Below are 23,026 nucleotides of genomic sequence, written 5' to 3'. Positions count from 1 at the left end.
CTCTATTGGGAATGATGACATCAGGAGTAGTTGGGTTTTATGATTGCGCTAATTCAGCGAGTATCCAGCGCCAGCGTTACGGTAGAAGGCAGTGTGGTTGGGGAAATCGATAAAGGTTTGCTGATCTTACTGGGCGTTGAGCAGGGCGATGACGAACAAAAAGCCACGCGGCTCTGCGAGCGTGTGTTGGGTTACCGCATATTCGGTGATGATAATGGGAAAATGAATCTCAATGTTCGTCAGGCTGGCGGCAACGTGCTGGTGGTTTCTCAGTTTACGCTGGTGGCTGATACGCAGCGTGGTATGCGACCTGGGTTTTCTCGCGGCGCGCACCCCTCGGAGGCCGACCGTCTCTATCAGTATTTTGTCGGACAGTGCCGTGAGCAAGGCGTTCACACGGAAACAGGGCAGTTTGCGGCGGATATGAAAGTGGCATTGGTGAATGACGGCCCGGTGACGTTCTGGCTACAAACATAGCATTCTACAAACATAGCATTCTACAAACATAGCATTGCAGGCTCCGCCACGGTTATCGCGCTGCGTATCAGTTTGTCAGCGGTCTGATTTTATGAACCCCGATGCAATGGGGCATCTCGGTATAGAGGAAGGGTTATGTATCATCTGAGAGTACCTGAAAGCGCAGAAGAACTGGATGCGTACTATCAATTCCGCTGGGAAATGCTGCGTAAACCTCTGCGCCAGCCGTTAGGCTCCGAGCGTGATGCCTATGATGCCTTGGCACATCACCAAACCGTGGTGGATGAGCAGGGAAGGCTGGTCGCAATTGGCCGTCTTTCCATCAATGCGGATAACGAAGCGGCAATCCGCTTTTTAGCGGTTCATCCCGACGTGCGGGGGAAAGGGTTAGGGACGTTGCTTGCGATTACTCTGGAGTCTGTCGCGCGTCAGGAAGGCGTCAAGCGTGTGGTCTGTAGCGCCCGTGAAGACGCAATGGATTTCTTCTCCAAGCTGGGTTTTGTTAACCAGGGGGAGATCACTGCGCCACAAACAACGCCTGTGCGGCACTTTCTGATGATCAAACCGGTGGCGACGCTGGATGATATTTTGCACCGCCCTGACTGGTGCGGACAGCTACAACAGGCCTGGTACGAGCACATTCCTCTGAGTGAAAAGATGGGAGTGCGGATAAGCCAGTACACCGGGAAAAAATTTATCACCACCATGCCTGAAACGGGCAATCAGAACCCGCATCACACGCTTTTTGCCGGCAGCATGTTTTCTCTCGCGACGCTCACCGGCTGGGGATTGATCTGGCTGCTGCTGCGTGAACGGCACCTCGGTGGAACGATTATTCTGGCGGATGCGCACATTCGTTACAGCACACCGGTGAGCGGTCGGCCGAGCGCTGTTGCCGACTTAGGGTCACTGAGTGGCGATCTGGATCGTCTGGCGCGGGGGCGTAAGGCACGCGTGCAGCTAAATGTTGAGCTCTTCGGTGATGACAGTAAAGGGGCGTTATTTGAAGGGGTGTATATCGTGCTGCCTGCTCAACCGGATGCGCCACTGGAAGCAGGCGGGTCGGAGGTGGATTAACCCGTATCTAAGCACTATAGAGAGGCAAATATTATGACTCTATTCCCATCAATACATCACGCGGCATGTTAGCCAGCAGCATTTCGCCATAATAATACCCGTTATTCTCACTGGGTGATGTTGCTGATAAAGTCCGTAGAGCGGGAGTAACGGATAGATCGTAAAGACGCTGCAAGTACGTCCATGTAAGCTCGGCTTGCGCCATCCCTGGCGCAAACGCTTTACTCTTCTATTCCGTTACTCCCGTTTCCATTTGGAAAATAGATTTGCCAACGATCTGGCCCCGTGTTTTGAATACCCGATAGTTATTGCGTTTCTGTCACGGTTCCCTGATGCATTTGCTGCCTGATTGGGTGGTCGTTGCTATCCACACCCTGCAGCGTACCGTTTAGCGTCGGCTTCAACGGCGTATCGGCGGCGAGCCGCCCATTCAATTGCAGTTGCAGATTCGTATTACCGGTCGGTGCGGTTGCGGGTTCTGGCCATCCCCAACGCGTCAGAACATCCAGCGGTACGGCGCGCCCTGTCAGAGACAGGGAGAAATTACGTGCCGGTTGCTGGTTGATGGTCGCTTTAGCGTCCAGCATGCCATTTTGCGTAAAGGCGCTAAGTTCGTTAATGGCGATCTGGTTATCGTCGGCCACTAGTGCCAGTGAAGGGCGACGCACATCGACTTTCTTGAACGTCGCGTCGCTGGCATTAAGATTCAGCGTTCCTGCCCATACTCCCCACTGGTGGTTGCGAGCCAGCAACAGATTACTGCCGTACCCATCCAGCGCGGTCAATTGGAAGGGGAAATCAGGGTTGATATCGATCAGCAGGTTGCGATTAGCCGTGAATTTCTGCACATTCACTTCTGCCAGCCAGGATGGCAGCGTCGTTTGCCACCGCTGACGCCAATCGCCGGGGAGTGTGTACTCCATCCCTGCGACAACAAACTCATTCAGTTGTAAACGTTGGTTGCTACGCTGCCAGTTGCCGTTGGTTCGCAGTAAACCGCCTTCCCAGCGCGTAGAAAACTGCTTGATGTTAACGCCTGCCGGTGACAAATCCAGATTCACGATAGGGTCGATGAGGTGCATGTTGCCGTTCACAATGTCGGTTGCATTGAACGACAGCGTTCCGCCTTCGCTCTGCCAGTCATTCTGCTTAAACGTGACATTTTGCAGGGCAACATCGAGGTCGATAAACGCCCACCCCGGCCCTTCGATACGGGCATCAATCAGATCAAAGCGAGCAACCGTAACGGAAGGTAATTCGGTCACGGGTTGCCAGAAGGCTTCCGGCGTTCTCTGCGTTTGCAAACGGACATTGCTGAGCCGGAGGTTACCGATCTGCCAACTGCCATCTTCTGCGCGACTGGCGTTGCCTGTTAGCTGCCCTTGAGCAACATCGGCACCGAAATTGCTCAGAATCAGCTGGTTATGGTTGATTTCGCCCTGAACCAAGATCTGACTGGCAGGAATATCGTTGAGTTCGAGTGAACGGGCGCTGAGCTGGAATTGCCCCTGTTTGCCTAGCAGATAACCCGCTTCGGGCTGCCAGGGTGCCATTCCACCGTTAATCTGTTGACCATTCAGCCGCCAATCGCCGTCTTTCGCCTGCAGTGCCATCGTGCGCAGCTGTAGCACATCGGCTTCGATAGGGGGTGTGGCGGCCTGAGAGGAAAGATTTAGCGTGCCCCCTTCCAGCTCCAGACTGGCGAAATGGCGCGGATCGGTAATCTGGCGCACGCTAAACCCGGCTGAAACCCGCTTTGCAGCGAGTGTCGGCGGCTGGTTTTTCTGACCGAAACTGACGTCGGTGAATTGGATATGATCGGCTGTTGACCAGTCATGATTGATCTTGCCCAGTGACAACTGGTAGTCGGTGTTCTGGTTTACCCAATTGCTCACCCAGCCTGCTGCCCAACTGGTTTGCAGTAATACGTATACGACTACCAGCGCTAAAAAGGCCAGCAGCAGTAGGGTCAGCAATAATTTCCCGATAAATTTCATCGTGTCAGTCCATGCCAATCGTCAGGGAGAACTGTTCTTATGCCGCAATTTCCCTGAAGGCTCAATAGGTAATGCTGTTACAGACAGTAAAAAGCGAGCGGTGTTGCATCACCGCTCGCTTTTACATGAAACTGAACAGAAATTATTGCGGGTTGGCGCTATTTTTCTTCGTGTGGGAAGACCAAATTCAGCACGATTGCGGTAATACCGCCAGCCGCAATACCGGAAGACAGTAATGTTTTAATCCAATCCGGCGCGAATTGCAGAATCAGCGGCTGTTGCGATACGCCAAGACCAACGGCCAGCGACAGCGCAATAATCATGATAGCACGACGGTTCAGCGGCTCGCGGGACACAATGCGCACACCGGAAGCGGCGATCGTACCAAACATCACGATAGTGGCGCCGCCCAGAACCGGCTCTGGAATATGCTGCACAAATCCGCTAACGGCAGGGAACAGCCCCAGTGCGATCAGCATCAGCGACACCACGAAACCCACATAGCGGCTGGCAACACCAGTAAGCTGGATGACGCCGTTATTCTGGCCGAAGCAAGAATTAGGGAAGGTATTGAATACGGCGGAAAGGCAAGAGTTCAGACCGTTTGCCAGCACGCCGCCTTTTAAGCGTTTCATGTACAGCGGGCCTTTGACCGGCTGCTCAGACACGTCGGAGGTCGCGGTGATGTCGCCGATGGTTTCTAACGATGTCACCATGAAGACCAGCATCAGTGGGATCAACAGGTTCCAGTCAAAGCCTAAACCGTAATACAGCGGTGTTGGCACCATGATGGCCGTATCGTGTTGCGAAGACGTATTTTCCGGCAGCATTCCCATCATCCAGGCACCCAGATAGCCCACCGCCATGGCAATCACCAGTGATGCAACACGCAGATAGGGGTTACGTTGGCGGTTCAGCAGAATGATAACCAGTAACACCACTCCAGCCAGCAGTAAATTCTTGGGTGCGCCGAAGGTATTATTCCCCATTGCGGCATAGCCGCCGCCGATAGAAGTCAGGCCGACCTGAATCAGCGACAGACCAATGATCATCACCACAATGCCGGAAACCAGCGGGGTGATGATACGGCGGGTTAAATGCAGAAAGCGTGAAAGAATGATTTCGGTGAAGGACGCGACCATCAGCGTACCGAACAGTGCCGCCATCATCGTGGGAACGTCCGCGCCACCATTTTTCAGCGCCAGTCCGCCCATAATCAGTGGTGTCACGAAGTTAAAGCTGGTGCCTTGAATAGACAGCAGACCAGAACCGACGGGACCCCAGGTTTTAATTTGCAGAATAGAGGCCAGACCGGAAGCGAAAAGCGACATGCTGATAATGCGCTGCGTATCCTGAGCGGGTAAACCTAATGCCTGACAGATCAGTAGTGCGGGGGTAATCACCGCAACAAACATGGCCAACAGGTGCTGGCTGGCGGCGAACAGCGTTTGCGGCAGCGGCGGCCTGTCTTCAAGACGATAGATGAGTTCACTGCGCTGAGGTGTGGCAGCGGTTTCTGTTTGGGACGTTTCCGTGGTGGTAGTCATGATGTAAGTTGGCGTTCCTGAAACGACAAAGAGCGCATTTTAATGATCTCTTTGTCGAAAGCAAACGTTTGCTAACTCATCTCTTCGATATGAATTTTGTCTGAATGGGCAAGACCTTATTATTTAAGGGGATATGCAATGTCATACTTTCCGCTGCATGCGGGTTGGCGGCGAGGTTTTTAGAAAAAGGAAGAATGTGTAGCTGTGATTAGGCGTTAGTGTAGCGTGCGCGCTCTGGCAGCCAGCGTTCAATGAGCGCAATGGCATGCTCGGGATAGTGCTCATGCAGGTGGCGTGCAACGCGCTGCACCTGTGGAATCAGGTTCTGATCGCGCAGGAGGTCGGCTACTTTGAACTCGGCATTGCCGGTTTGTCGCGTCCCTAATAATTCGCCTGGTCCGCGAATTTCCAGATCGCGCTGAGCGATAACAAAACCATCGTTACTATTGCGTAGAACCTGAAGCCGTTTCTGGGCGGTTTTGCTCATTGGCGTTTTGTAGAGTAGTACGCAGTGAGACGCCACTGCGCCGCGTCCGACGCGACCGCGTAATTGGTGCAGCTGTGCCAGACCCAGACGCTCCGGGTTCTCAATGATCATCAGGCTGGCATTCGGTACATCCACTCCGACCTCAATGACGGTGGTGGCCACCAGCAGTTGCAGCTCGCCCTGTTTGAAAGCCTGCATCACTGCCTGCTTTTCCTGCGCTTTCATGCGGCCGTGAACCAATCCGACCTTGAGATTCGGCAGAGCAGCTTTTAGCTCTTCACTGGTGGCTTCTGCTGCCTGCGCTTCCAGAAGGTCGGATTCTTCAATCAACGTGCACACCCAATAGGCCTGCCGTCCTTCCTGCTGGCAGGCGCTATTCACACGTTCGATGATGTCGCTGCGGCGTGAATCCGGTATGGCGACCGTGGTGACGGGAGTTCTGCCCGGCGGCAGTTCATCAATGACGGACGTATCCAGATCGGCATAGGCCGTCATCGCCAGCGTGCGGGGAATCGGTGTGGCGGTCATAATCAATTGATGGGGATGAAAGCCCTGTTCTTCGCCTTTTTCCCACAGCGCAAGGCGTTGATGCACGCCAAAGCGGTGCTGTTCATCAATAATGACTAATGCCAGCCCGTTGAATTTCACCTGCTGCTGGAAAATGGCGTGCGTTCCGACCACCATGGAAACCTGACCGCTGGCGATGGCATCCTGCTGCGCCTGACGCGCTTTTCCTTTTTGTTTGCCAGCCAGCCAGCCGACTTCAAGCCCCAGCGGTTCAAACCACTGACGGAAATTATGGGCGTGTTGTTCGGCCAATAGCTCTGTGGGTGCCATTAAGGCGACCTGTTTGCCGTTGGCAATGGCACGTAATGCTGCCAACGCGGCGACCAGTGTTTTCCCTGAACCTACATCACCCTGTACCAAACGCATCATTGGGAAGTCTTTCGCCATATCCGTTTCAATTTCAGCGACGACACGTTTTTGCGCCTGCGTGGGGGTGAAAGGTAGGGCGGCGAGCAACTGCTGCTTCAGGCCGTCGTTCTCCTGTAGCGACGAGGCTTTATGTCGCTGTTCCCCGGCTCGTACGGCGAGCATACTCAGGTTGTGCGCCAGCAGCTCTTCCATAATCAGTCGCTGCTGCGCGGGGTGCTTGCCGTGTTCCAGTTCACTGAGCTGCATATCCGGCGGGGGGCGATGTAACGTGCGCAGTGCATCCGGCAGACTAATGAGCGAGCGGCTCAGGGATTCAGGTAGCAACTCATCAATGGGGTTGGCATCAAGCAATGCCAGCGCCTGATCGGTGAGCTTGCGTAGTGTTGCCTGACGAATACCTTCCGTGGAGGGATAAACTGGCGTGAGTGATTCCTGTAGCTCAACCTGCGTATTATCCCCCTGAACACGATATTCAGGATGGATGATCTCCGCACCGATTTTACCGCGTTTGATTTCACCATAAGCGGTAACACGCTGTCCCGGAGCGAGACTGTTCTTCATTGCGGCGTTGAAATTGAAGAAGCGCATGGTCAGCATGCCGCTGCCATCGCTGATTTGGCAGGTCAACATACGACGGCTGCCAAAGGTGATGTCGTTACGTAGAATTTCACCTTCCACGGTGGCATACATACCGGGAAGGAGGTCGCCAATGGGGTAAAGATGTGTGCGGTCTTCGTAGCGTAAAGGCAGGTGCAACAGGAGATCCTGCACGGTTTCCAGCCCGAGTCGCGCGAGTTTCGCTGCCTGGCTTGCCCCCACGCCGGCGAGTGTACTCAGCGGTTGGGTGTTAAGCAGGCGGCCTTTCATCAGCACTCCGACGATTGCATCGCGGCCCACCACGGGGTATCCGCGACAATTTGACCCTGATGGTCGATATGAGGGCGAGGCAGCCCTTTACGTTTTGCGACGCGTGCCAGTACCGGATAGCCCCCTTCAAAAAGCAGCCGCTGCTGCTCTTCTTCATCCAGCGGACTGTCTTCGCGCTGATACATGCCAGCGATCTGGCGCTGGCGCTGCGCTTCGTACAGGATCAACGCTGAGGCTACGGAAACATTCAGCGATTGCACCATGCCAGTCATCGGAATGATGATATCCCGATCGGCCAGTTTGAGTGCTTCGGCAGTAATACCGGTTTTTTCTTGTCCGAGCAGAATGCAGGTTGGGCGAGTGTAATCAATTTCCCGAAAATCGACCGCGTGCTCAGACAAATTGGTCGCCAGAACCTGCATGCCCTCGGCTTTCAGGTGACCAACCGCATCACCGATATTGCGGTGGGTTTTCACCTGCACCCAGCTATTACTGCCTGCCGCGGAGGAAACCAGCGTTTTCATCCGGCTGGTGGGCCAAATCGCATGAACCTGATGCACGCCGACGGCATCCGCGGTACGGATAACGGCAGAAATATTATGGGGTTTATGCACTTGCTCCATGCAAATCGTCAGATCGGGCTGACGGCAGTTGAGCATTTCTTTTATACGTGCATAACGTTGAGGGGTCATGACGATTAATTTCGGTTACGGTTAACTTTGATGACATCCGGCATTACGCGAATTTTACGCATAATATTGGCCAGATGAACGCGATCGAGGGTGGTGAGACGGATAAAGGCGCTGTATACGCGGCCGTCTCTCTCTTCCGTATTGATGCTCTGAATATTGGAGTTCGCGGCGTTGATCGCTGCCGTCAGATTGGCCAGTGCGCCCTGATGGTTGAACATATCGACTTTGATTTCAGCGATGAACTCTTGCTCCGTCACCTTATCCCACTCTACCGCCATGAATTTTTCAGGTTCTTTTTGATAGCCGCGAATGTTACGACAGGATTCATGGTGAATAACCAGCCCTTTACCGGGGCTGACGTGGGCGATGATCGGGTCGCCAGGGATAGGGCGGCAGCATTTGGCAAAGGAGATCATGACGCCATCCGCGCCTTTGATCGGCAACTTGCGCAGCCCGGTTGTTCCCAGTTCCGATTGTTCGTTCAGCAGATTTTTCGCCACGACGACGCTCATGGCATTACCCATACCAATTTCTGCCATCAAATCGTCCAGCGTCGCGAGCTTCATGCGCTCAAGCTCAAGCTGAATAGATTTCTCAGGGATGTCAGACAGTTTACGGCCGTTGCCCAGCGCGTGGTTCAGCAAACGGCGACCGAGGCTCACGGAATCATCACGCTTGAGGTTTTTCAGCATCTGGCGGATTTTGGAGCGCGCTCTGGAACTCACGACAAAGTTAAGCCATGCGGCATTTGGCCTGGCACCTGGCGCGGTAATGATTTCAACGGTTTGGCCGCTGGTGAGCGACTGTGACAGTGGGTAAGGCTGACGGTCGACGCGCGCGCCGACACAGGCATGGCCGATATCGGTATGTACCGCATAGGCGAAATCGACGGGCGTCGCGCCTGCGGGAAGTTCCACAATGCGGCCTTCCGGCGTGAAGACGTACATCTCGTCAGGGAAGAGGTCTGACTTCACGCTTTCGATAAATTCAAATGAGCTACCGGCACTTTGCTGGAGCTCCAGCAGGCTTTGCATCCAGCGTTGGGCGCGTACCTGTGCCGTAGTGCTACTCTCGCCTTCTTTATAGGCCCAGTGCGCGGCAACACCCATTTCCGCCATTTGATCCATGTCGTCGGTGCGAATTTGTACTTCGACCGGCACGCCGTGCGGGCCAATCAAAGACGTGTGCAGCGACTGATAGCCGTTGGCTTTAGGAATGGCGATATAGTCTTTTACCCGACCTGGGCGCGGCTTATACAGGCTGTGAACCTGGCCGAGCACGCGGTAGCAGGTATCGACTTCTTTCACGATCACCCGAAACGCGTAAATATCCATAATGGAATGAAAACGCTGCTCTTTCAGGTGCATTTTGCAGTAGATGGAGTACAGGTGCTTCTCGCGACCGCTAACGCGGCAGGCAATGCCCGCTTCCGTCAGACGTCCTTCGATTTCCGACAGGATTTTCTGAATCATTTCCTTGCGGTTACCGCGTGCAGCCTTGACGACCTCTTTAATGACGCGATAACGGTTCGGATACAGCGCCTCAAAACCCAGTTCTTCCAGTTCGGTTTTGAGGTGATGGATACCCAGCCGATGTGCCAGCGGGCTGTATATTTCCAGCGTTTCGCGAGCAATGCGGCGGCGCTTGTCAGGGCGCAATGAGCCCAGTGTGCGCATGTTATGGGTACGGTCTGCGAGCTTGATCAGGATGACGCGAATATCCTGCACCATCGCCATGATCATTTTGCGAAAGTTTTCAGCCTGCGCTTCTTTCTTATCGCGGAACTTCAGCTTGTCCAGCTTGGAAACGCCTTCTACCAGTTCAGCAACGCTTTTACCGAAAAGCTGTTCCATGTCCTGATAGGTGGCGGGGGTGTCCTCTATGACATCATGCAGCAGTGCCGCCATCAGCGTTTCGTAATCGAGACGCATCTCCGCCAGAATACAGGCGACGGCAACAGGGTGTGTGATATAGGGTTCACCGCTGGAGCGAGTCTGCCCCTCGTGAGCATCACGTGCAACTAAGTAAGCCTGCTGTAAACGTTTGATCTGATCTTCTGGCAGATAACGTTGAATCAGCAGATTAAGGCTTTCAAAAATGTACAAGGGCGACTCGTGGTGTGATTAACGACGGCCTTCAGCAATCGCGGTAACCGCCTGAATCTCTGCGGCTTCCTGCTCTTGCTGTTCCTGACGGTCACGAACATCCAGAATCTGGTTGTTGATCAGACCTTCTTCGATCTCACGCAGTGCGATCACGGTGTACTTATCGTTTTCTTCAGGAACCAGCGGATCTTTGCCGCCAGTCTGGATTTGACGGGCGCGACGAGCAGCGACCAACACCAGGTCAAAACGGTTACCAATTTTCTCTACAGCGTCTTGAACAGTTACGCGTGCCATAATGTGCTACTCCACAGGAAATAAAATGACTGCGCATCATACTGAAAGAGGCGTCAGTCTGCCAATAGTTTGGTGATTAATGCATCATGCCGAACCTGTTGTCTGCTCAAACGCAGACGTTCGGCGCGAATAATGGTTTTCAGATCGAGTAACGCCAGATCGAAATCATCATTCACAATCAGATAATCATACTCGCCGTAGTGCGTCATTTCAGCCACTGCCTGAGACATACGGCGGGCAATGACTTCATCGCTGTCTTGCCCACGACCGCGTAGGCGACGAGCTAGCTCTTCTTTTGACGGCGGCAGAATGAAAATACTGCGCGCGTACGGCATCTGGGCGCGGATTTGCTTGGCACCTTGCCAGTCGATATCCAGAAAAACATCAACGCCCGTCGCTAATACCTGCTCAATGGCCGGTCGGGATGTTCCGTAGTAATTACCGAAGACTTCAGCGTGTTCCAGAAACTCGTTATCCTGAATCATACGCTTAAATTCATCGACTTCGACGAAGAAATAATGTTCGCCGTGATTTTCTCCCGGTCGTTTAGCTCGAGTGGTATGCGAAATCGATACCTGAGTGTCGTAAAGCGGCTGAGTTTTTAATAACGCCTGAATCAGGCTGGATTTCCCGGCTCCACTGGGAGCAGAAACGATATATAACGTGCCTTGAGCCATAATGAAGTTTTATTCATGGTTACGATGGTGAATGTCGATACGCAGCAGGAGAATGCTTATATCCCCGCATTATACACGCCAATATGTCATCAGTCGCGCTGCGATAAATTCTCTGCTGACTGTTTCTTCGTTATGCCATCGGGCAAATCGTTTTCCAACGTGTTTTTTTGAGATTGCGACGCGTGTTCCTGTCTTTTTTACAGGCGATGCAAACGATAAATCATCTTGCGGCGCATTTAGCATTTCTCTTTTTTGTGCCTCGTATTTTTCTCTCCATTGCTATGTACTGCGGCCATTCGCTAATGGATGGCTGGAGGGATTATGTGGCTCAGGATACGCGCATTTTTGATCATCATTGTTGTTGGTGGGAGCAGCGGTTTTGCCGCAGCGGCTCAGGTTTGCCCCGATTGGGATAACACGCGCGCCAGCAAAGAAATTGATGCGCTACGCCATCAGTTAGAGCAGTGGGATGATGTGTATTACACCGAGGGGAAAAGCCCAATAGAAGATGATGTTTACGATCAACTGCGGGAACAGCTAAACCAGTGGCTAAGCTGTTTCCAGCCCCAAAAGAGTGCTCCTGTGCGGTTACCCGATCATGGCAAGCAGCTTCATCCTGTAGCCCATACAGGATTGAAAAAATTGTCTGACCGCGGGCAACTGGTGCAATGGATCGCCCAGCGCGAGGATGTATGGGTTCAGCCAAAAGTCGATGGTGTGGCTGTTACGCTGGTCTATCGGCACGGCAGGCTTGTATCTGCGGTTAGCCGGGGTAACGGCCTGCAAGGTGAAGACTGGACGGAAAAGGTTCGCCTGATTCCGGGAATCCCGCATTTATTGGCCGATGTACCTTCCTCACTGGTATTACAAGGCGAGCTTTTCCTGAAGATGACCAATCATCAGCAGCATATTCAGGGCGGTGTGAATGCGCGCTCGGTGGTGGCAGGGGAAATGCGTCGCCATCAGCCATCTCCCGTGCTGTCACAGATGGGGCTGTTTGTCTGGGAGTGGCCGGATGGCCCAAAAACGATGCCCGAACGTCTGGAGAAGTTGAAGGAAATGGGTTTTGCCATGACGGCGGACTATACCCATGCGATTGGGTCATTCGCCGACGCGGAAAAATGGCGTCATGACTGGTACCACAACCCATTGCCCTTCGTGACGGATGGCGTCGTTATCCGCCAGACTAAAGAGCCGCAGGGGCGCTATTGGCGTAATGCATCGGCCGACTGGGCGATCGCATGGAAATATCCGCCTGTTCATCAGGTGGCGGAAGTCATTGATGTGGCTTTTTCTGTCGGGCGGACGGGAAAGATCGCCGTGGTATTAAAACTTAATCCTCTGCAACTGGATGACAAATCGGTCAGTCGGGTGAATGTCGGTTCACTGTCTCGTTGGAAACAATGGGACGTGTTGCCTGGCGATCGAGTGAGCGTCAGCCTGGCAGGGCAGGGTATTCCGCGTCTGGATAGTGTGGTATGGCGGGGGACTGAGAGGCCTGCCATCGCTTCCCCCAATGAACATGATTTCCATGCTTTTAGCTGTTTTCGGTATAGCGTGGTTTGTCAGCAGCAATTTCTGGCGCGCTTAGTCTGGTTGAGTGGAGAACATGGGTTAAATCTAGCTGGGGTGCGCGACGGGATGTGGTTACGCTTGATACAGCATGATTTACTGGAAGATGTGCTGTCATGGTTGTTTCTGACGGAGGCACAGCTTAATGCGGTCAATGGCATGGGCGATAAGCGGGCACGAGATATCTACAAGAGCTTGCAGTCGTCACGGCGTATGCCGCTATCTCGCTGGCTACTTGCACTGGGTTTTCCTATTCCCCGTTCCGCAAGTGGCGCATTGGATCATGTGGATTGGTTAGCATTACAGCAATGGACTGCACAACAGTGGCGGCAGTTCTCTGGTATTGGGGAACGACGCGCAGAAGAGATGATGGCGTTCCTGAAGCACCCGATCGTGGTGGAACTCATTGCCCGATTAGATCGTGAAGGCATAAATAGATAAGCGGTGATGATTTTTCAGGGTAGGTCGAGATTGCGCTTTTTATTTTTTCGTGGACTAATTCACACAAAAGGACCGTTTTTTTTCTCTTTTTTCTTCACGTAATCATAAGTGAAATTTACGAATTTAAACGATCTAAACCTATTTGCTGTTTTGCGGTATAGGATACGCGAGAGCCTGATTATTTCTGTTGAACTCAGGCATTGGGATGTTGTCGTATAGCTTCAGATAATAAGAAAGGTTTGTTGGAGCACTTGTCATAATGAAGTTTGTAGCATCTTTTTCGCAACCCAAATTATCGTTTGTCCTGGCAATCTACATTGGTCTTTTTCTCAATATCTCAGTGTATTATCGCCGGTTTGATTATTTCTCACTCTCTGCTGGTAACCAGGTCCCAACGTTTATTCCCGCTCTTGTCGAATTGACGGCGAGTATCTTATTTACCTTTTTCCTGATGAGAATTATTTCACTCGGGGGGCGTCGTTTTTATCGAATTATTGCTTCTCTCTTGGTGTTGATTTCCGTTGCCGCTAGCTATTACATGACGTTTTTTAACGTGGTGATAGGCTATGGCATCATTGCTGCGGTCATGACCACAGATATTGATCTTTCTAAAGAAGTTATTGGTTTTCGTTTTCTCTTATGGATGCTGGCGGTGAGTGCGCTACCGCTATTTTTGATCTGGAAGAATTCGCTGCGTCATACGCTGATCGAACAGCTTAAGTCGCCAGGAAAGCGTTTGACTCCTCTTGTGGTTCTTGTCGCCGTCGTGGCGTTGGTTTGGATGCCGCTTCGCTATATGGATAACATGCAGTCGGCGGCTGAGCGGGAATCTAATGTGGATTTGCCGAGCTATGGCGGCGTAGTCGCTCACTCGTATCTTCCCTCTAACTGGTTGTCTGCGTTAGGGTTATTTGCCTACACCAAGTATGATGAGAGTCATGACTCTTCCAATCTTTTCGATCCGGCTCAGCATTTCACTTATGTCCCGCCGAAAGGCATTGATGATACCTACGTAATTTTCATTATCGGTGAAACAACTCGCTGGGATCATATGGGGCTATTAGGCTACGAGCGGGATACGACGCCAAATCTATCGAAAGAAAAGAATCTGGTCGCATTCCGTGGTCAGTCATGTGATACCTCAACCAAGCTTTCCATGCGCTGTATGTTTGTGCGAGAAGGCGGAACGGAAGACAACCCGCAGCGAACGCTGAAAGAACAGAATATCTTTGCTGTATTGAAAGAGCTGGGCTTTACCTCTGAGCTGTTTGCCATGCAAAGTGAGGTGTGGTTCTACAATAGCATTGAGGCGAACAACTACTCTTTCCGCGAAATGATTGCGTCAGAGAAACACAATGACGGTAAATCGGTGCAGGATATGTTGCTGGTCGATGAGGTCAAGGAGTCGCTGGCACGCTACCCCAAAGGTAAGCATCTGATTGTGCTGCATACCAAAGGCTCTCACTACCTGTATTCCATGCGATATCCCCGCAGCTATGCGCGCTATCAACCAGAGTGCATGGGTGTTGATGCCTCCTGTACCCGTGAGCAGTTGATTAATGCGTTTGATAATAGCGTGCTCTATACCGATAGCTTTATCGATAGCGTGATCGATCAGGTTCGGGATAAGAAAGCGATCGTGTTTTATGCCTCCGATCACGGTGAATCCATTGATGATAACTACCATTTGCACGGCACGCCGCGTGAGATGGCGCCACCAGAGCAGTTCCGCTCACCGATGATGGTCTGGACTTCAGATAAATTTCTGGCTGATGCCGATAATCAGCATGCGTTCGAGCAGTTGAAGGCTCAGCAGCGCGTTGGCAAAACACATCGCCATGAAGAACTGTTTGATACGATTCTTGGATGTGTGGGATACACGTCGCCTGATGGTGGTATTAACCCTAAAAATAACTGGTGTCAGAGACCTGCTCAGTGACATGAATCACGGACAAGGACGTCGGTTTCAGGCTGCCAATACAAGGGATGGACACTTTAACGGCAGCCGAAATCCTTTTGCTAAAAAGGTATTGACGCTTCAATAGGGTAGCAGTAAGATGCGCCCGCATTCGGCGAGTAGCGCAGCTTGGTAGCGCAACTGGTTTGGGACCAGTGGGTCGGAGGTTCGAATCCTCTCTCGCCGACCACTTTCTTCTCCCGTAGTCAATCATTTTCCATTCCTTTTTAAATACTATCTATTGGTACGACTCATTTATAAAGCTGTTCGCTTATAAAATCGTCCTTTGTAAAATTATTCCCTTATAAAAATAGGGTTTTATTTCGGTGTTTTCTGGCGTCGTTTATTGTCATATTTCCCTTACTTTTAGTTCAGAATGTTCCCAAAAATAGCGTGAAAAATCGCACGTCCATTATCATGGATAATACCTATCTTTTTTGGTTTTTTAATGGTTTAAATAAAAATCATTCCGATTATTTAAGAATAATACTGACTTTACCTATCCGTATTTAAATGTAAGTTTATGTGCGGACAACATTCGCGATACTTATATATTCGCTTTGTTGAAGCCGTCTTTTTATTCAAATATGGAAAATGTTTCGATCATGAAAAAAACAACACTGCTACTCTCCACTTTGATTGCTTGTGCCATGGGAATGTCTGCTGCTCAGGCGACACAAACAGTGTCTTTGGGTTATGCTCAGGCGAAAGTCGATGACTTTAAAGATCCAAAAGGGATTACAGCCAAATACCATTATCAGGGTGATTCCGCGCTTGGCATTATTGGTTCTTTCACTTATCTGGGAGCAAAAGAAGATTATTATGATCGTGACTTCAACTCCAATGACTCGACTAAACTTAAATACTATTCTTTGATGGCTGGTCCATCTTACCGCTTTAACGACTATGTCAGCGTTTATGGTTTAGCGGGTGTTGGCCATGGGAAAGTAGACTGGAAGTACGATTACGGTGCTTTTGCTGATTCCGGTAGTGAGAAGGAGACCCGCTTTGCTTACAGTGCCGGTATTCAAATTACGCCAGTAGCAAACTGGGCGATTGATATTGGCTACGAAGGCACGAAGATTTATGAAACGCGCGTAGATGCTTTTAATGTTGGCGTCGGTTATCGTTTCTAATTTATATGATATAGAAAACCGGTGGGTAAATTTCCGCCGGTTAGTCCTTCTTCTTTCCTTCTTCATTTTTTTTCATGAAACTTTCTATCGATTTATTGCCATTGCAGTGAAGCCAGACGAGAAACGATTCATTGTCCATCGGCTTAGCGTAAAGGAACCCCTGAATATATTTGACGCCGCGCTGCTGTAAATACATCAGCTGTTGCTCGGTTTCTACGCCTTCCGCTACGGATTGAAGATTGATGCGATGACTCAAATTAATAATGGCATCTAGAATGGGTGCTTCTTCATCCGGTGATGAAATGGCGCTAACGAATCCCTGATCTATTTTCAGACAATCCAGCGGAAAGTTTTGCAGATAAGAGAGCGAACAGTGCCCGGTGCCAAAGTCATCAATGGCAATCATAAAGCCATCTTCACGCAGCTGATGCAGGCGCTGTATGATTTCAGGGCCGTTGCTGATGAGGTTACGTTCTGTCAGTTCCAGCGTAATGCTTAGTGAATGAGAGGTGACCTTCTCGGCGAAGCGGTGTACGTCTGAGACAAAACTAGGATGATGCAAGTGCTCGGCTGCAACGTTGAGCCCCAGATGAAACCCCGGTTTTACCTGCCAACTGGCAATGTCTGATGCGACCAGATCAAATAAATGCCGGGTGATGGGAATAATCATACTTTCTGCTTCGGCGGCAGAGATAAATATATCGGGTCTGATCCACTTTCCATTGCTGCATCGCCAGCGCAGTAACGTCTCAACGCCGGTGCAGGTTCGCGATTCTGCATCATAGATGGGTTGGTAATAGACGGAAAACTCGCCGTTAGCAATGCCCTTACGGATTTCATCGCGGAATAATAACTTACGTTTTTGCCAGTACCACATCGCCGTCGTGAACAGCAAAGAGAGAATAATCGCCAGTGGCAGAAACGTGAAGAATGCCTGCTTCCAGTTGGTTATTTCTTGCGAGGCGGGGGCGGTGACATTGAGGGTAATCGGGAAGCGATTCGATTTGATTTCAAGCGCAGCGGTAGAAAATAGGCCCGTGCGGGCTGAGGGATCCCCACAAAATCGTCGCTAATAAACCAGCACCATGCTTCGGTAGGTGCTGGTGAGTTGGGCTAAAATACTCTCCAGTTTCACCCGCCCGATTATTCGCGGTGAATGCCGCAGTACATTTTCCGCCAGTGTCAAAAACGATATCACTCTTCGACTTTTAAGGCTGTTCGCTTGATAATGAAGATGAAGTCCTTTATTTTCAAAATGATATCCTAATAACCAGAGTACAATGGATGCCAGTGTCGCCAGCAGACTCAGCACCCAAAGCCGCTCACCTGTTTTGCTTCCACAGGCGCGTAAGCCAAAGCCAAATCTCTCACTCTTTTCATCCCGAAAGTTTTGTTCAATCTGCATGCGTCTGCTGTAGAGCTTCATGATTTCACGGGGCTTAAATTCCTCTGTGCTGGTAAATATCAGCCACGGCTCTTTGGCTGAGGCTCGTTGCTCTTTTTCTGTTGTGGGATGGCTCGGTTTCCCTTTGCGACGTTGGCTTTTTCGGCCTTTCGGCGTTTTTTTATAAAGATAAAAATATCCGTTGCATTGCGCTTTTTTTGAACGCGCCAGCGTACCTATTCCCAGATATTCCGCAGATGTCGTTTCCTTGCAGTCTTTCACGCTCAGCCAGTTTTCTTTGTCATGATGAAGGCAAAATTTTACGTTTCCCCGGATGCGGCCAATAAAGTCCCACCCCAGTGATTTGATACGCCGAAACCATTCACTCTGGAAGCCCGCGTCGGTGATGATGATGACTTTCGTTTGCAGAGCGATGGCACTGGCAAGCGCGTCAAGAAAGGCATTCTGTATCAGAACATTGTTTTGCTTTTTCGACGGAACAATCTGGCTTATCAAGGGGATAGCACGACCATCACAGACAAGGCTGGCACGCAGGACATGAAATTCCTGAGAGGGATAGCCACTCCAGTCAACGGCAATAGCACACCACGGCATGTTTTTGGTCATCATGGACGTAATCTGATTAAATATTTTCGGAATATCGTTATAAAGCGCAGAATTTCCCAAAAGGCGGTCAACCCGTTTTATTTTATCTTTCACACGAGCCGCACCGGGCAAATGGCGCCCGATACTGGTGAGCGAAAGCGTCGCACCGTTTATCAACGCAGTGGTTGAGTCAATGAGCGCGTTTTGTCGGTATTGATGCGTTGAAGCTAAAGCGTTATGGAAAAAAGTCTGGCATACTTTACGGACAGGCATAGGGTGATCTCATTGAATTTTTTGGCGAAAATCAGTAGATCATAAAACTCTATGCCTGTCTTGTTTTCTGGGGATTCGTCAGCCGTGCGGGGCGTAATCGCTGGACCAGTTTGAATTGGGTGGCCGTTATCCATTTGCAGGATAAGCTGGTAGCCGCGAATTTTACTTATCGCCATCATGAGGTCGATCAGATATTGCGTATCGACCATCGCGTAAGCGCCGTAACCTGTGAGGGGCATCTGGACGAAGATCAGCGCCGGGCGTTCTTTCACGTTATCTGAACCGGCAATCGACAGGCTCCAGCGTTCAGAATAGGTCTCCGGTAGCGGTTGTTGAATGACGCGGCTGAGTGGCGTCAGCGTGCTGCCAAACGTTGAAGAACAATAGACGTCAGTATTATGGATAACGCCGATAGCGCGGAAGTAAGAAAAGACCGAACCAAGGCGTTGCAGTTCATCACCGATGACGTCGCAGGGCTGACCATTAAAGCGCTGGAGGCGATCCACCATCTGCCATGCCTGTGTCGAAATATTCTCGGCATGATTCATTGCGATTTGCGCGGTGGATTCCAAATCGCGCTTTACCATTAATCTGGACTCAACAAACGTGAACAATAATCCAAGCAGCAGTGGCAGCATGCCTGCAACCAATAACTGCAATATGTTGATTTTATGTTCACTACGTCTGCGGCTCATCCACATCTCCTTTCTGGCAGCAGAGGCCTATGTAGAGACGTCCTTTTCTCCGTAAATTAAAGGAGAGTGCTGAATAGAGATATTATAGTGCCTATTTGCAGAAAGAGATTCGGTGGCAATAAAGTTTGTAATCTGAATAAGTTCGTCTTGCCCTGCTTAATGATGTATAGGGCATTGCTTCTCATCGGGTTGGGCAAAAAAGCCAGAGCGCTTTCAGATTGGTTATTAGAAGGGCGTTGGTGAAAGACGCTGGTTTCTATACTGACAACCACCCTCTCAAAATATTAACCAACACAGGCGCGTAAGGTTCAAGTAGGCCATTCCTAGGAGTACAGAGATCGCTAATGACTAATTGCAAAAGTTCGTCATCTTCCAGACCTTCATCAGGATCAATCCCATTCGTCCATAAGATCGTATTGATAGCTTGCTTGCGTGTTTCAACCAGTTTTTTATTATTATCTTCATGGTCACCGAGATTAAGTACCTGAATAGTCTCTTGTGCGCGTAGTGTGGTGCCAGTAACTCGCCCGCTGATCATGAATGCTAATTCAGTTTCACATTCTGCTATCAGAGGGGTAAGCGAGAAAGACTGTGAACCGTGGGCGGCATCGCACTGGTTTGGCGTAGTGCAACTCGCCACAATGTTGGTGAAATCTAGGCTACGCTGCGGTGCAGAGTTGCGAGCCTGAACATGTTCATTCATGGTGTCGTTGTTATCACCGCTTATTCGCTTACAACAGTAGGCACACAAACCAAATTGCTCTTTGGTACAGGCGTCACGGATGTCCTGACGCGCGGCTGATGACAGATCATCATATCGACCCGTTGGATAGGTACGTTTCCAGACTGTCAGACTGGCAGGTTCCGCGCCTTTAGTTATTTTTCTCACCGCGTAACTCCTGTTTGCGCAGTAATAGGCGAGCTTTGGTTAGCTCCAAATTAGTGGGGGGCAACTCCTCTGTCAGTTGGTTCAACAACGTTTTGGCTTGTGCTAACTGTTTGCGCTGGATTAAATCCAGCAGATCGTTAAATTTTGAGGCGATGTGCGCGTTGCGGATGTGTGTATCCATGACTTCCAGCAAGACGCTGTTAGCATCCTGACCATATTGGGATGGCACCTCAGTGAGCTTGCCGTCATCGAGTGAATACACCAGCACGTCTTTGCTGTCACTGATTACCAGCGGTGAGTGGGTGGTTAAAATAAACTGGCAGTGTGGGAAGGTGGTGGTCAGCCGTTCAATGATATTGCGTTGCCACGAGGGGTGCAGGTGCATATCCAGTTCATCGATCAGAATAATACCTTGCCCATGTAGCGGGTTGTCTAATCCTGGGTTCATCATTGCCAACCGGCGTGCGATATCCCCCACTAGCGCCATCAGCGATTTTTCACCCTGAGAAAGTTGCAGTACGTTGAAGGTTTCACCGTTTTTTTCGACTGACATATGCAGCCTGGGCTTACGGCGGACTCGGAGATTAGAAAAGCCTGGCATAAAGTGGTAAATGGCATGTCGAACAGCATCAAGCTGTGGATCTTTACTCGATTTTTCGGATAGTTTTAATTTGGATAGTACATTTTTTAGCTTTTCAATATCGATATCTTTATTTTTCTCATGATCAAAGGTTTGACTAATAAATTGCTCAGGGTTGTTCTCGAGCATAGTAGAAAGAGTATCTGTCAGGGATGGTCTCGCCTCGTTTTCAATATCTTCCCGCTTACGAAACCATTCGAAAAACCGCCGGAAATCTACGCCCCTGTTGAGTGAGTTATCGTACCCATCCAATTGTTGGAAACGATGTTTACCTTTTATTTTCAGCGGAATATCCAGCACGCTGCGTTCAACCGGATAAAAAGCGATTAACGGCAGGCTGCTTTGATCGTCTTCGGTTAACGCGGTGCGGTAGCGATCCGCCAGTGCGGAAAGGTCGTTCAACTGGCTGACATGTTGTCCTTTTTGGCCGCTACGGGCTTTTGCTAGCGTCCAACTGTAACTCGCTTCTTTTTCCTCATCAGACTCTGGAGGGAATGTGCCAGTGTAAACGGCAATCTTAATGGCTGCGGAAGGCTGTCGGTTCGTGATGGTGTTTTCGCTGATAGCGGCGCTGGTGCCTTTTTCGCTGCGTATTCTCGCCACTAGCCAGCCGAGTGACGTTGCCAGTGCCTGTAGAATGGATGTCTTTCCTGCACCGTTGTTACCGACCAGTACCGTGACATTGGAAGGATGATCAGCCGTTGGCGCGATGGGCGCATCCAAAGACGTAAAGCGCCCGACATTGTGCAACGTGAATTGCTTTATTTTCATCATCCGTTCCTTAGGTCGACATTTCGTCACATGCTGAAGTGTACAAATCTTCTGGCAATGATACATCCCTTTATGTCACGGATTATCAGGCATTCTGTGTAGCAGGTAGCGCTTGCGCACACGCCCATGCTGAACTCCACGCCCATTGGAAGTTATAGCCGCCGAGCCAGCCGGTCACATCGACCACTTCACCGATGAAATACAGCCCCGGTACCGCATTGGCTTCCATCGTTTTGGAGGACAGCGCACGGGTGTCAACGCCGCCGATGGTCACTTCGGCCGTGCGATAGCCTTCCGTGCCGTTTGGCTGTACGCGCCACTGTTGCAGGCTCTGTTCCATCTGCGTTTGCTGTGCGCTGTTGAGCTGCTTCAACGTGACGTCCGGCAGTTGTCCTAATGCTTGCAGGCATTCAACCAGCCGTTTAGGCAGCCACTGTGCCAGCGTGTTTTTCAGACTTTGGTTCGGATGAGCGGTGCGCTCGTCATTAATGAGCTGGGTGAGGTCGCGATCGGGCAGCAAATTGATGGTGACGAATTCACCCGCTTGCCAGTAGCTGGAGATCTGCAAAATAGCCGGGCCAGAGAGCCCGCGGTGCGTAAATAGAATGTTTTCACGGAACGTCACGCCGTTTTCCGCGGTGACGACGGTAGGCACGGAGACGCCGGAGAGCGTTTGCAGTTGTTCGAGCAGCGGTTTGTGCAGCGTGAAGGGCACTAGCGCGGCGCGAGTGGGGAGCACGTTGAGGCCGAATTGTGCAGCGAGCTGGTAACCGAACGGCGTCGCGCCCAGACCGGGCATGGATAGGCCGCCGCTGGCAACGACCAGCGATGCGCTCTGGAATGATGTGCCGTTGTTTAGTTGGATGGTGAACAGATCGTCTGATTTCTCCACCGAGGTGACTTCACTGCGCAGCCGGAGGGTGACGTTAGCCCGTTCACACTCGGCCACCAGCATGTCTACGATTTGCTGTGCGGAATCATCGCAGAATAGCTGACCGAGCGTTTTCTCGTGGTAAGCGATGCGATGGCTGTTGACCAGGCTGATGAAATCCCATTGGGTATAACGCGCCAGTGCCGATTTGCAAAAGTGAGGATTGTGGGACAGGTACGCCGCGGGTTCTGCATACATATTGGTAAAGTTGCAGCGACCACCGCCGGACATCAATATTTTCCTGCCAGCCTTTTTGCCATTATCGAGCAGTAGCACACGCAGTCCGCGTTGTCCCGCTTGTGCCGCACAAAACATGCCTGCTGCACCAGCACCGATGATGACAGCGTCAAACTGTTCCACAATGCATTTCTCCGATGAGTGATGTTATCTATCTTGGATAGCCGCAGGCCGATAAGCCGTAGGGCGGCAAATTGTAGTGTTGGTTTTTGTTCGATACCAGCGTAACAATTTGCGTATTTTAGTAAAAATATATAATTATTTGATTTTTATTGATTAAGTGATTTCCCCTCCGATCCCCATTACAGATTAAGTCAAAAAAATGTCATATTTTTTCC

Annotated in this window: 18 protein-coding genes and 1 tRNA gene; 6 read left to right on the top strand and 13 right to left on the bottom strand. The window is 50.8% G+C overall.

Going from position 1 to position 23,026, the window contains the following annotated elements; genetic code table 11:
• Positions 1-39 precede the first annotated feature (39 nt).
• Positions 40-477 carry a D-aminoacyl-tRNA deacylase gene (gene dtd, locus NAL19_RS21190; protein WP_263058378.1) on the top strand — a complete coding sequence of 146 codons (438 nt, stop codon included), beginning with the start codon at positions 40-42 and terminating at the stop codon, positions 475-477.
• A gap of 135 nt (positions 478-612) precedes the next feature.
• Positions 613-1,554, top strand: a complete 942-nt coding sequence (fabY, locus tag NAL19_RS21185) for a fatty acid biosynthesis protein FabY (protein ID WP_263058377.1) — start codon at positions 613-615, stop codon at positions 1,552-1,554.
• A gap of 305 nt (positions 1,555-1,859) precedes the next feature.
• Here fabY and NAL19_RS21180 read toward each other — a convergent pair whose 3' ends face one another.
• From NAL19_RS21180 to gmk, 7 genes are all read right to left on the bottom strand, one after another.
• Positions 1,860-3,551, bottom strand: coding sequence for an AsmA family protein (locus NAL19_RS21180; protein ID WP_263058376.1), 1,692 nt, complete (start codon positions 3,549-3,551; stop codon positions 1,860-1,862).
• 158 nt (positions 3,552-3,709) lie between these two features.
• Positions 3,710-5,098 carry a nucleobase:cation symporter-2 family protein gene (locus NAL19_RS21175; protein WP_225086304.1) on the bottom strand — a complete coding sequence of 463 codons (1,389 nt, stop codon included), beginning with the start codon at positions 5,096-5,098 and terminating at the stop codon, positions 3,710-3,712.
• Positions 5,099-5,306: 208 nt separating this feature from the next.
• Positions 5,307-7,388 (bottom strand): ATP-dependent DNA helicase RecG, encoded by a 2,082-nt coding sequence (gene recG, locus NAL19_RS21170; protein WP_263059762.1) that lies wholly within the window; start codon positions 7,386-7,388, stop codon positions 5,307-5,309.
• A complete protein-coding gene (gene trmH / locus NAL19_RS21165; RefSeq protein ID WP_225086302.1) occupies positions 7,388-8,080 on the bottom strand; it encodes a tRNA (guanosine(18)-2'-O)-methyltransferase TrmH in 693 nt (230 codons plus the stop codon). The genes recG and trmH overlap by 1 nt, the downstream gene beginning before the upstream one ends.
• A 5-nt stretch (positions 8,081-8,085) precedes the next feature.
• The gene (spoT, locus tag NAL19_RS21160; protein WP_225086301.1) at positions 8,086-10,185 is read right to left on the bottom strand and encodes a bifunctional GTP diphosphokinase/guanosine-3',5'-bis pyrophosphate 3'-pyrophosphohydrolase; all 2,100 of its coding nucleotides are present in this window, start codon (positions 10,183-10,185) and stop codon (positions 8,086-8,088) included.
• Between the two features lie 18 nt (positions 10,186-10,203).
• The gene (gene rpoZ / locus NAL19_RS21155; protein WP_005968230.1) at positions 10,204-10,479 is read right to left on the bottom strand and encodes a DNA-directed RNA polymerase subunit omega; all 276 of its coding nucleotides are present in this window, start codon (positions 10,477-10,479) and stop codon (positions 10,204-10,206) included.
• Between the two features lie 53 nt (positions 10,480-10,532).
• Positions 10,533-11,156, bottom strand: coding sequence for a guanylate kinase (gmk, locus tag NAL19_RS21150; RefSeq protein ID WP_263058375.1), 624 nt, complete (start codon positions 11,154-11,156; stop codon positions 10,533-10,535).
• Positions 11,157-11,477: 321 nt separating this feature from the next.
• Between gmk and ligB the strand changes: the two genes are divergently transcribed.
• From ligB to NAL19_RS21130, 4 genes are all read left to right on the top strand, one after another.
• Entirely contained in the window at positions 11,478-13,169 is a 1,692-nt protein-coding gene (gene ligB / locus NAL19_RS21145) for an NAD-dependent DNA ligase LigB (RefSeq protein WP_263058374.1), read from the top strand.
• Between the two features lie 259 nt (positions 13,170-13,428).
• Positions 13,429-15,108: a kdo(2)-lipid A phosphoethanolamine 7''-transferase gene (eptB, locus tag NAL19_RS21140; protein WP_263058373.1), complete on the top strand. Its 1,680-nt coding sequence runs from the start codon at positions 13,429-13,431 to the stop codon at positions 15,106-15,108.
• A gap of 131 nt (positions 15,109-15,239) precedes the next feature.
• Positions 15,240-15,316: transfer RNA gene (locus NAL19_RS21135), tRNA-Pro, on the top strand.
• A 415-nt stretch (positions 15,317-15,731) separates the two neighbouring features.
• Positions 15,732-16,262: an Ail/Lom family outer membrane beta-barrel protein gene (locus tag NAL19_RS21130; RefSeq protein ID WP_263058372.1), complete on the top strand. Its 531-nt coding sequence runs from the start codon at positions 15,732-15,734 to the stop codon at positions 16,260-16,262.
• Between the two features lie 40 nt (positions 16,263-16,302).
• Here the strand turns inward: NAL19_RS21130 and NAL19_RS21125 are convergent, their stop codons facing one another.
• The 6 genes from NAL19_RS21125 to NAL19_RS21100 all read right to left on the bottom strand — a co-directional run bounded on the left by NAL19_RS21125 (position 16,303) and on the right by NAL19_RS21100 (position 22,811).
• Positions 16,303-17,157: an EAL domain-containing protein gene (locus tag NAL19_RS21125; protein WP_263058371.1), complete on the bottom strand. Its 855-nt coding sequence runs from the start codon at positions 17,155-17,157 to the stop codon at positions 16,303-16,305.
• 174 nt (positions 17,158-17,331) lie between these two features.
• Positions 17,332-18,525, bottom strand: coding sequence for an IS4 family transposase (locus tag NAL19_RS21120; RefSeq protein ID WP_263058370.1), 1,194 nt, complete (start codon positions 18,523-18,525; stop codon positions 17,332-17,334).
• Positions 18,480-19,220 (bottom strand): CSS-motif domain-containing protein, encoded by a 741-nt coding sequence (locus NAL19_RS21115; RefSeq protein ID WP_263058369.1) that lies wholly within the window; start codon positions 19,218-19,220, stop codon positions 18,480-18,482. Before NAL19_RS21115 ends, NAL19_RS21120 begins: the two co-directional genes overlap by 46 nt.
• Positions 19,221-19,476: 256 nt before the next feature.
• Positions 19,477-20,109, bottom strand: a complete 633-nt coding sequence (locus NAL19_RS21110; protein ID WP_263058368.1) for a TIGR02646 family protein — start codon at positions 20,107-20,109, stop codon at positions 19,477-19,479.
• Positions 20,093-21,523 carry an AAA family ATPase gene (locus tag NAL19_RS21105; protein WP_263058367.1) on the bottom strand — a complete coding sequence of 477 codons (1,431 nt, stop codon included), beginning with the start codon at positions 21,521-21,523 and terminating at the stop codon, positions 20,093-20,095. The genes NAL19_RS21110 and NAL19_RS21105 overlap by 17 nt, the downstream gene beginning before the upstream one ends.
• Before the next feature lie 82 nt (positions 21,524-21,605).
• Positions 21,606-22,811 (bottom strand): NAD(P)/FAD-dependent oxidoreductase, encoded by a 1,206-nt coding sequence (locus tag NAL19_RS21100; RefSeq protein ID WP_263058366.1) that lies wholly within the window; start codon positions 22,809-22,811, stop codon positions 21,606-21,608.
• Positions 22,812-23,026 lie beyond the last annotated feature (215 nt).

Source organism: Pectobacterium sp. F1-1 (genome assembly GCF_025643735.1).
Classification (GTDB): Bacteria; Pseudomonadota; Gammaproteobacteria; order Enterobacterales; family Enterobacteriaceae; genus Pectobacterium; species Pectobacterium colocasium.
Note: the sequence above shows the minus strand (reverse complement) of the source record. Positions and strands in the feature narration are given on the sequence as shown.

Coding starts and splice junctions, on each gene's coding strand:
- dtd (WP_263058378.1), top strand. CDS start 40: ATGATTGCGCTAATTCAGCGAGTATCCAGCGCCAGCGTTACGGTAGAA.
- fabY (WP_263058377.1), top strand. CDS start 613: ATGTATCATCTGAGAGTACCTGAAAGCGCAGAAGAACTGGATGCGTAC.
- NAL19_RS21180 (WP_263058376.1), bottom strand. CDS start 3,551: ATGAAATTTATCGGGAAATTATTGCTGACCCTACTGCTGCTGGCCTTT.
- NAL19_RS21175 (WP_225086304.1), bottom strand. CDS start 5,098: ATGACTACCACCACGGAAACGTCCCAAACAGAAACCGCTGCCACACCT.
- recG (WP_263059762.1), bottom strand. CDS start 7,388: ATGAAAGGCCGCCTGCTTAACACCCAACCGCTGAGTACACTCGCCGGC.
- trmH (WP_225086302.1), bottom strand. CDS start 8,080: ATGACCCCTCAACGTTATGCACGTATAAAAGAAATGCTCAACTGCCGT.
- rpoZ (WP_005968230.1), bottom strand. CDS start 10,479: ATGGCACGCGTAACTGTTCAAGACGCTGTAGAGAAAATTGGTAACCGT.
- gmk (WP_263058375.1), bottom strand. CDS start 11,156: ATGGCTCAAGGCACGTTATATATCGTTTCTGCTCCCAGTGGAGCCGGG.
- ligB (WP_263058374.1), top strand. CDS start 11,478: ATGTGGCTCAGGATACGCGCATTTTTGATCATCATTGTTGTTGGTGGG.
- eptB (WP_263058373.1), top strand. CDS start 13,429: ATGAAGTTTGTAGCATCTTTTTCGCAACCCAAATTATCGTTTGTCCTG.
- NAL19_RS21130 (WP_263058372.1), top strand. CDS start 15,732: ATGAAAAAAACAACACTGCTACTCTCCACTTTGATTGCTTGTGCCATG.
- NAL19_RS21120 (WP_263058370.1), bottom strand. CDS start 18,525: ATGCCTGTCCGTAAAGTATGCCAGACTTTTTTCCATAACGCTTTAGCT.
- NAL19_RS21115 (WP_263058369.1), bottom strand. CDS start 19,220: ATGAGCCGCAGACGTAGTGAACATAAAATCAACATATTGCAGTTATTG.
- NAL19_RS21105 (WP_263058367.1), bottom strand. CDS start 21,523: ATGATGAAAATAAAGCAATTCACGTTGCACAATGTCGGGCGCTTTACG.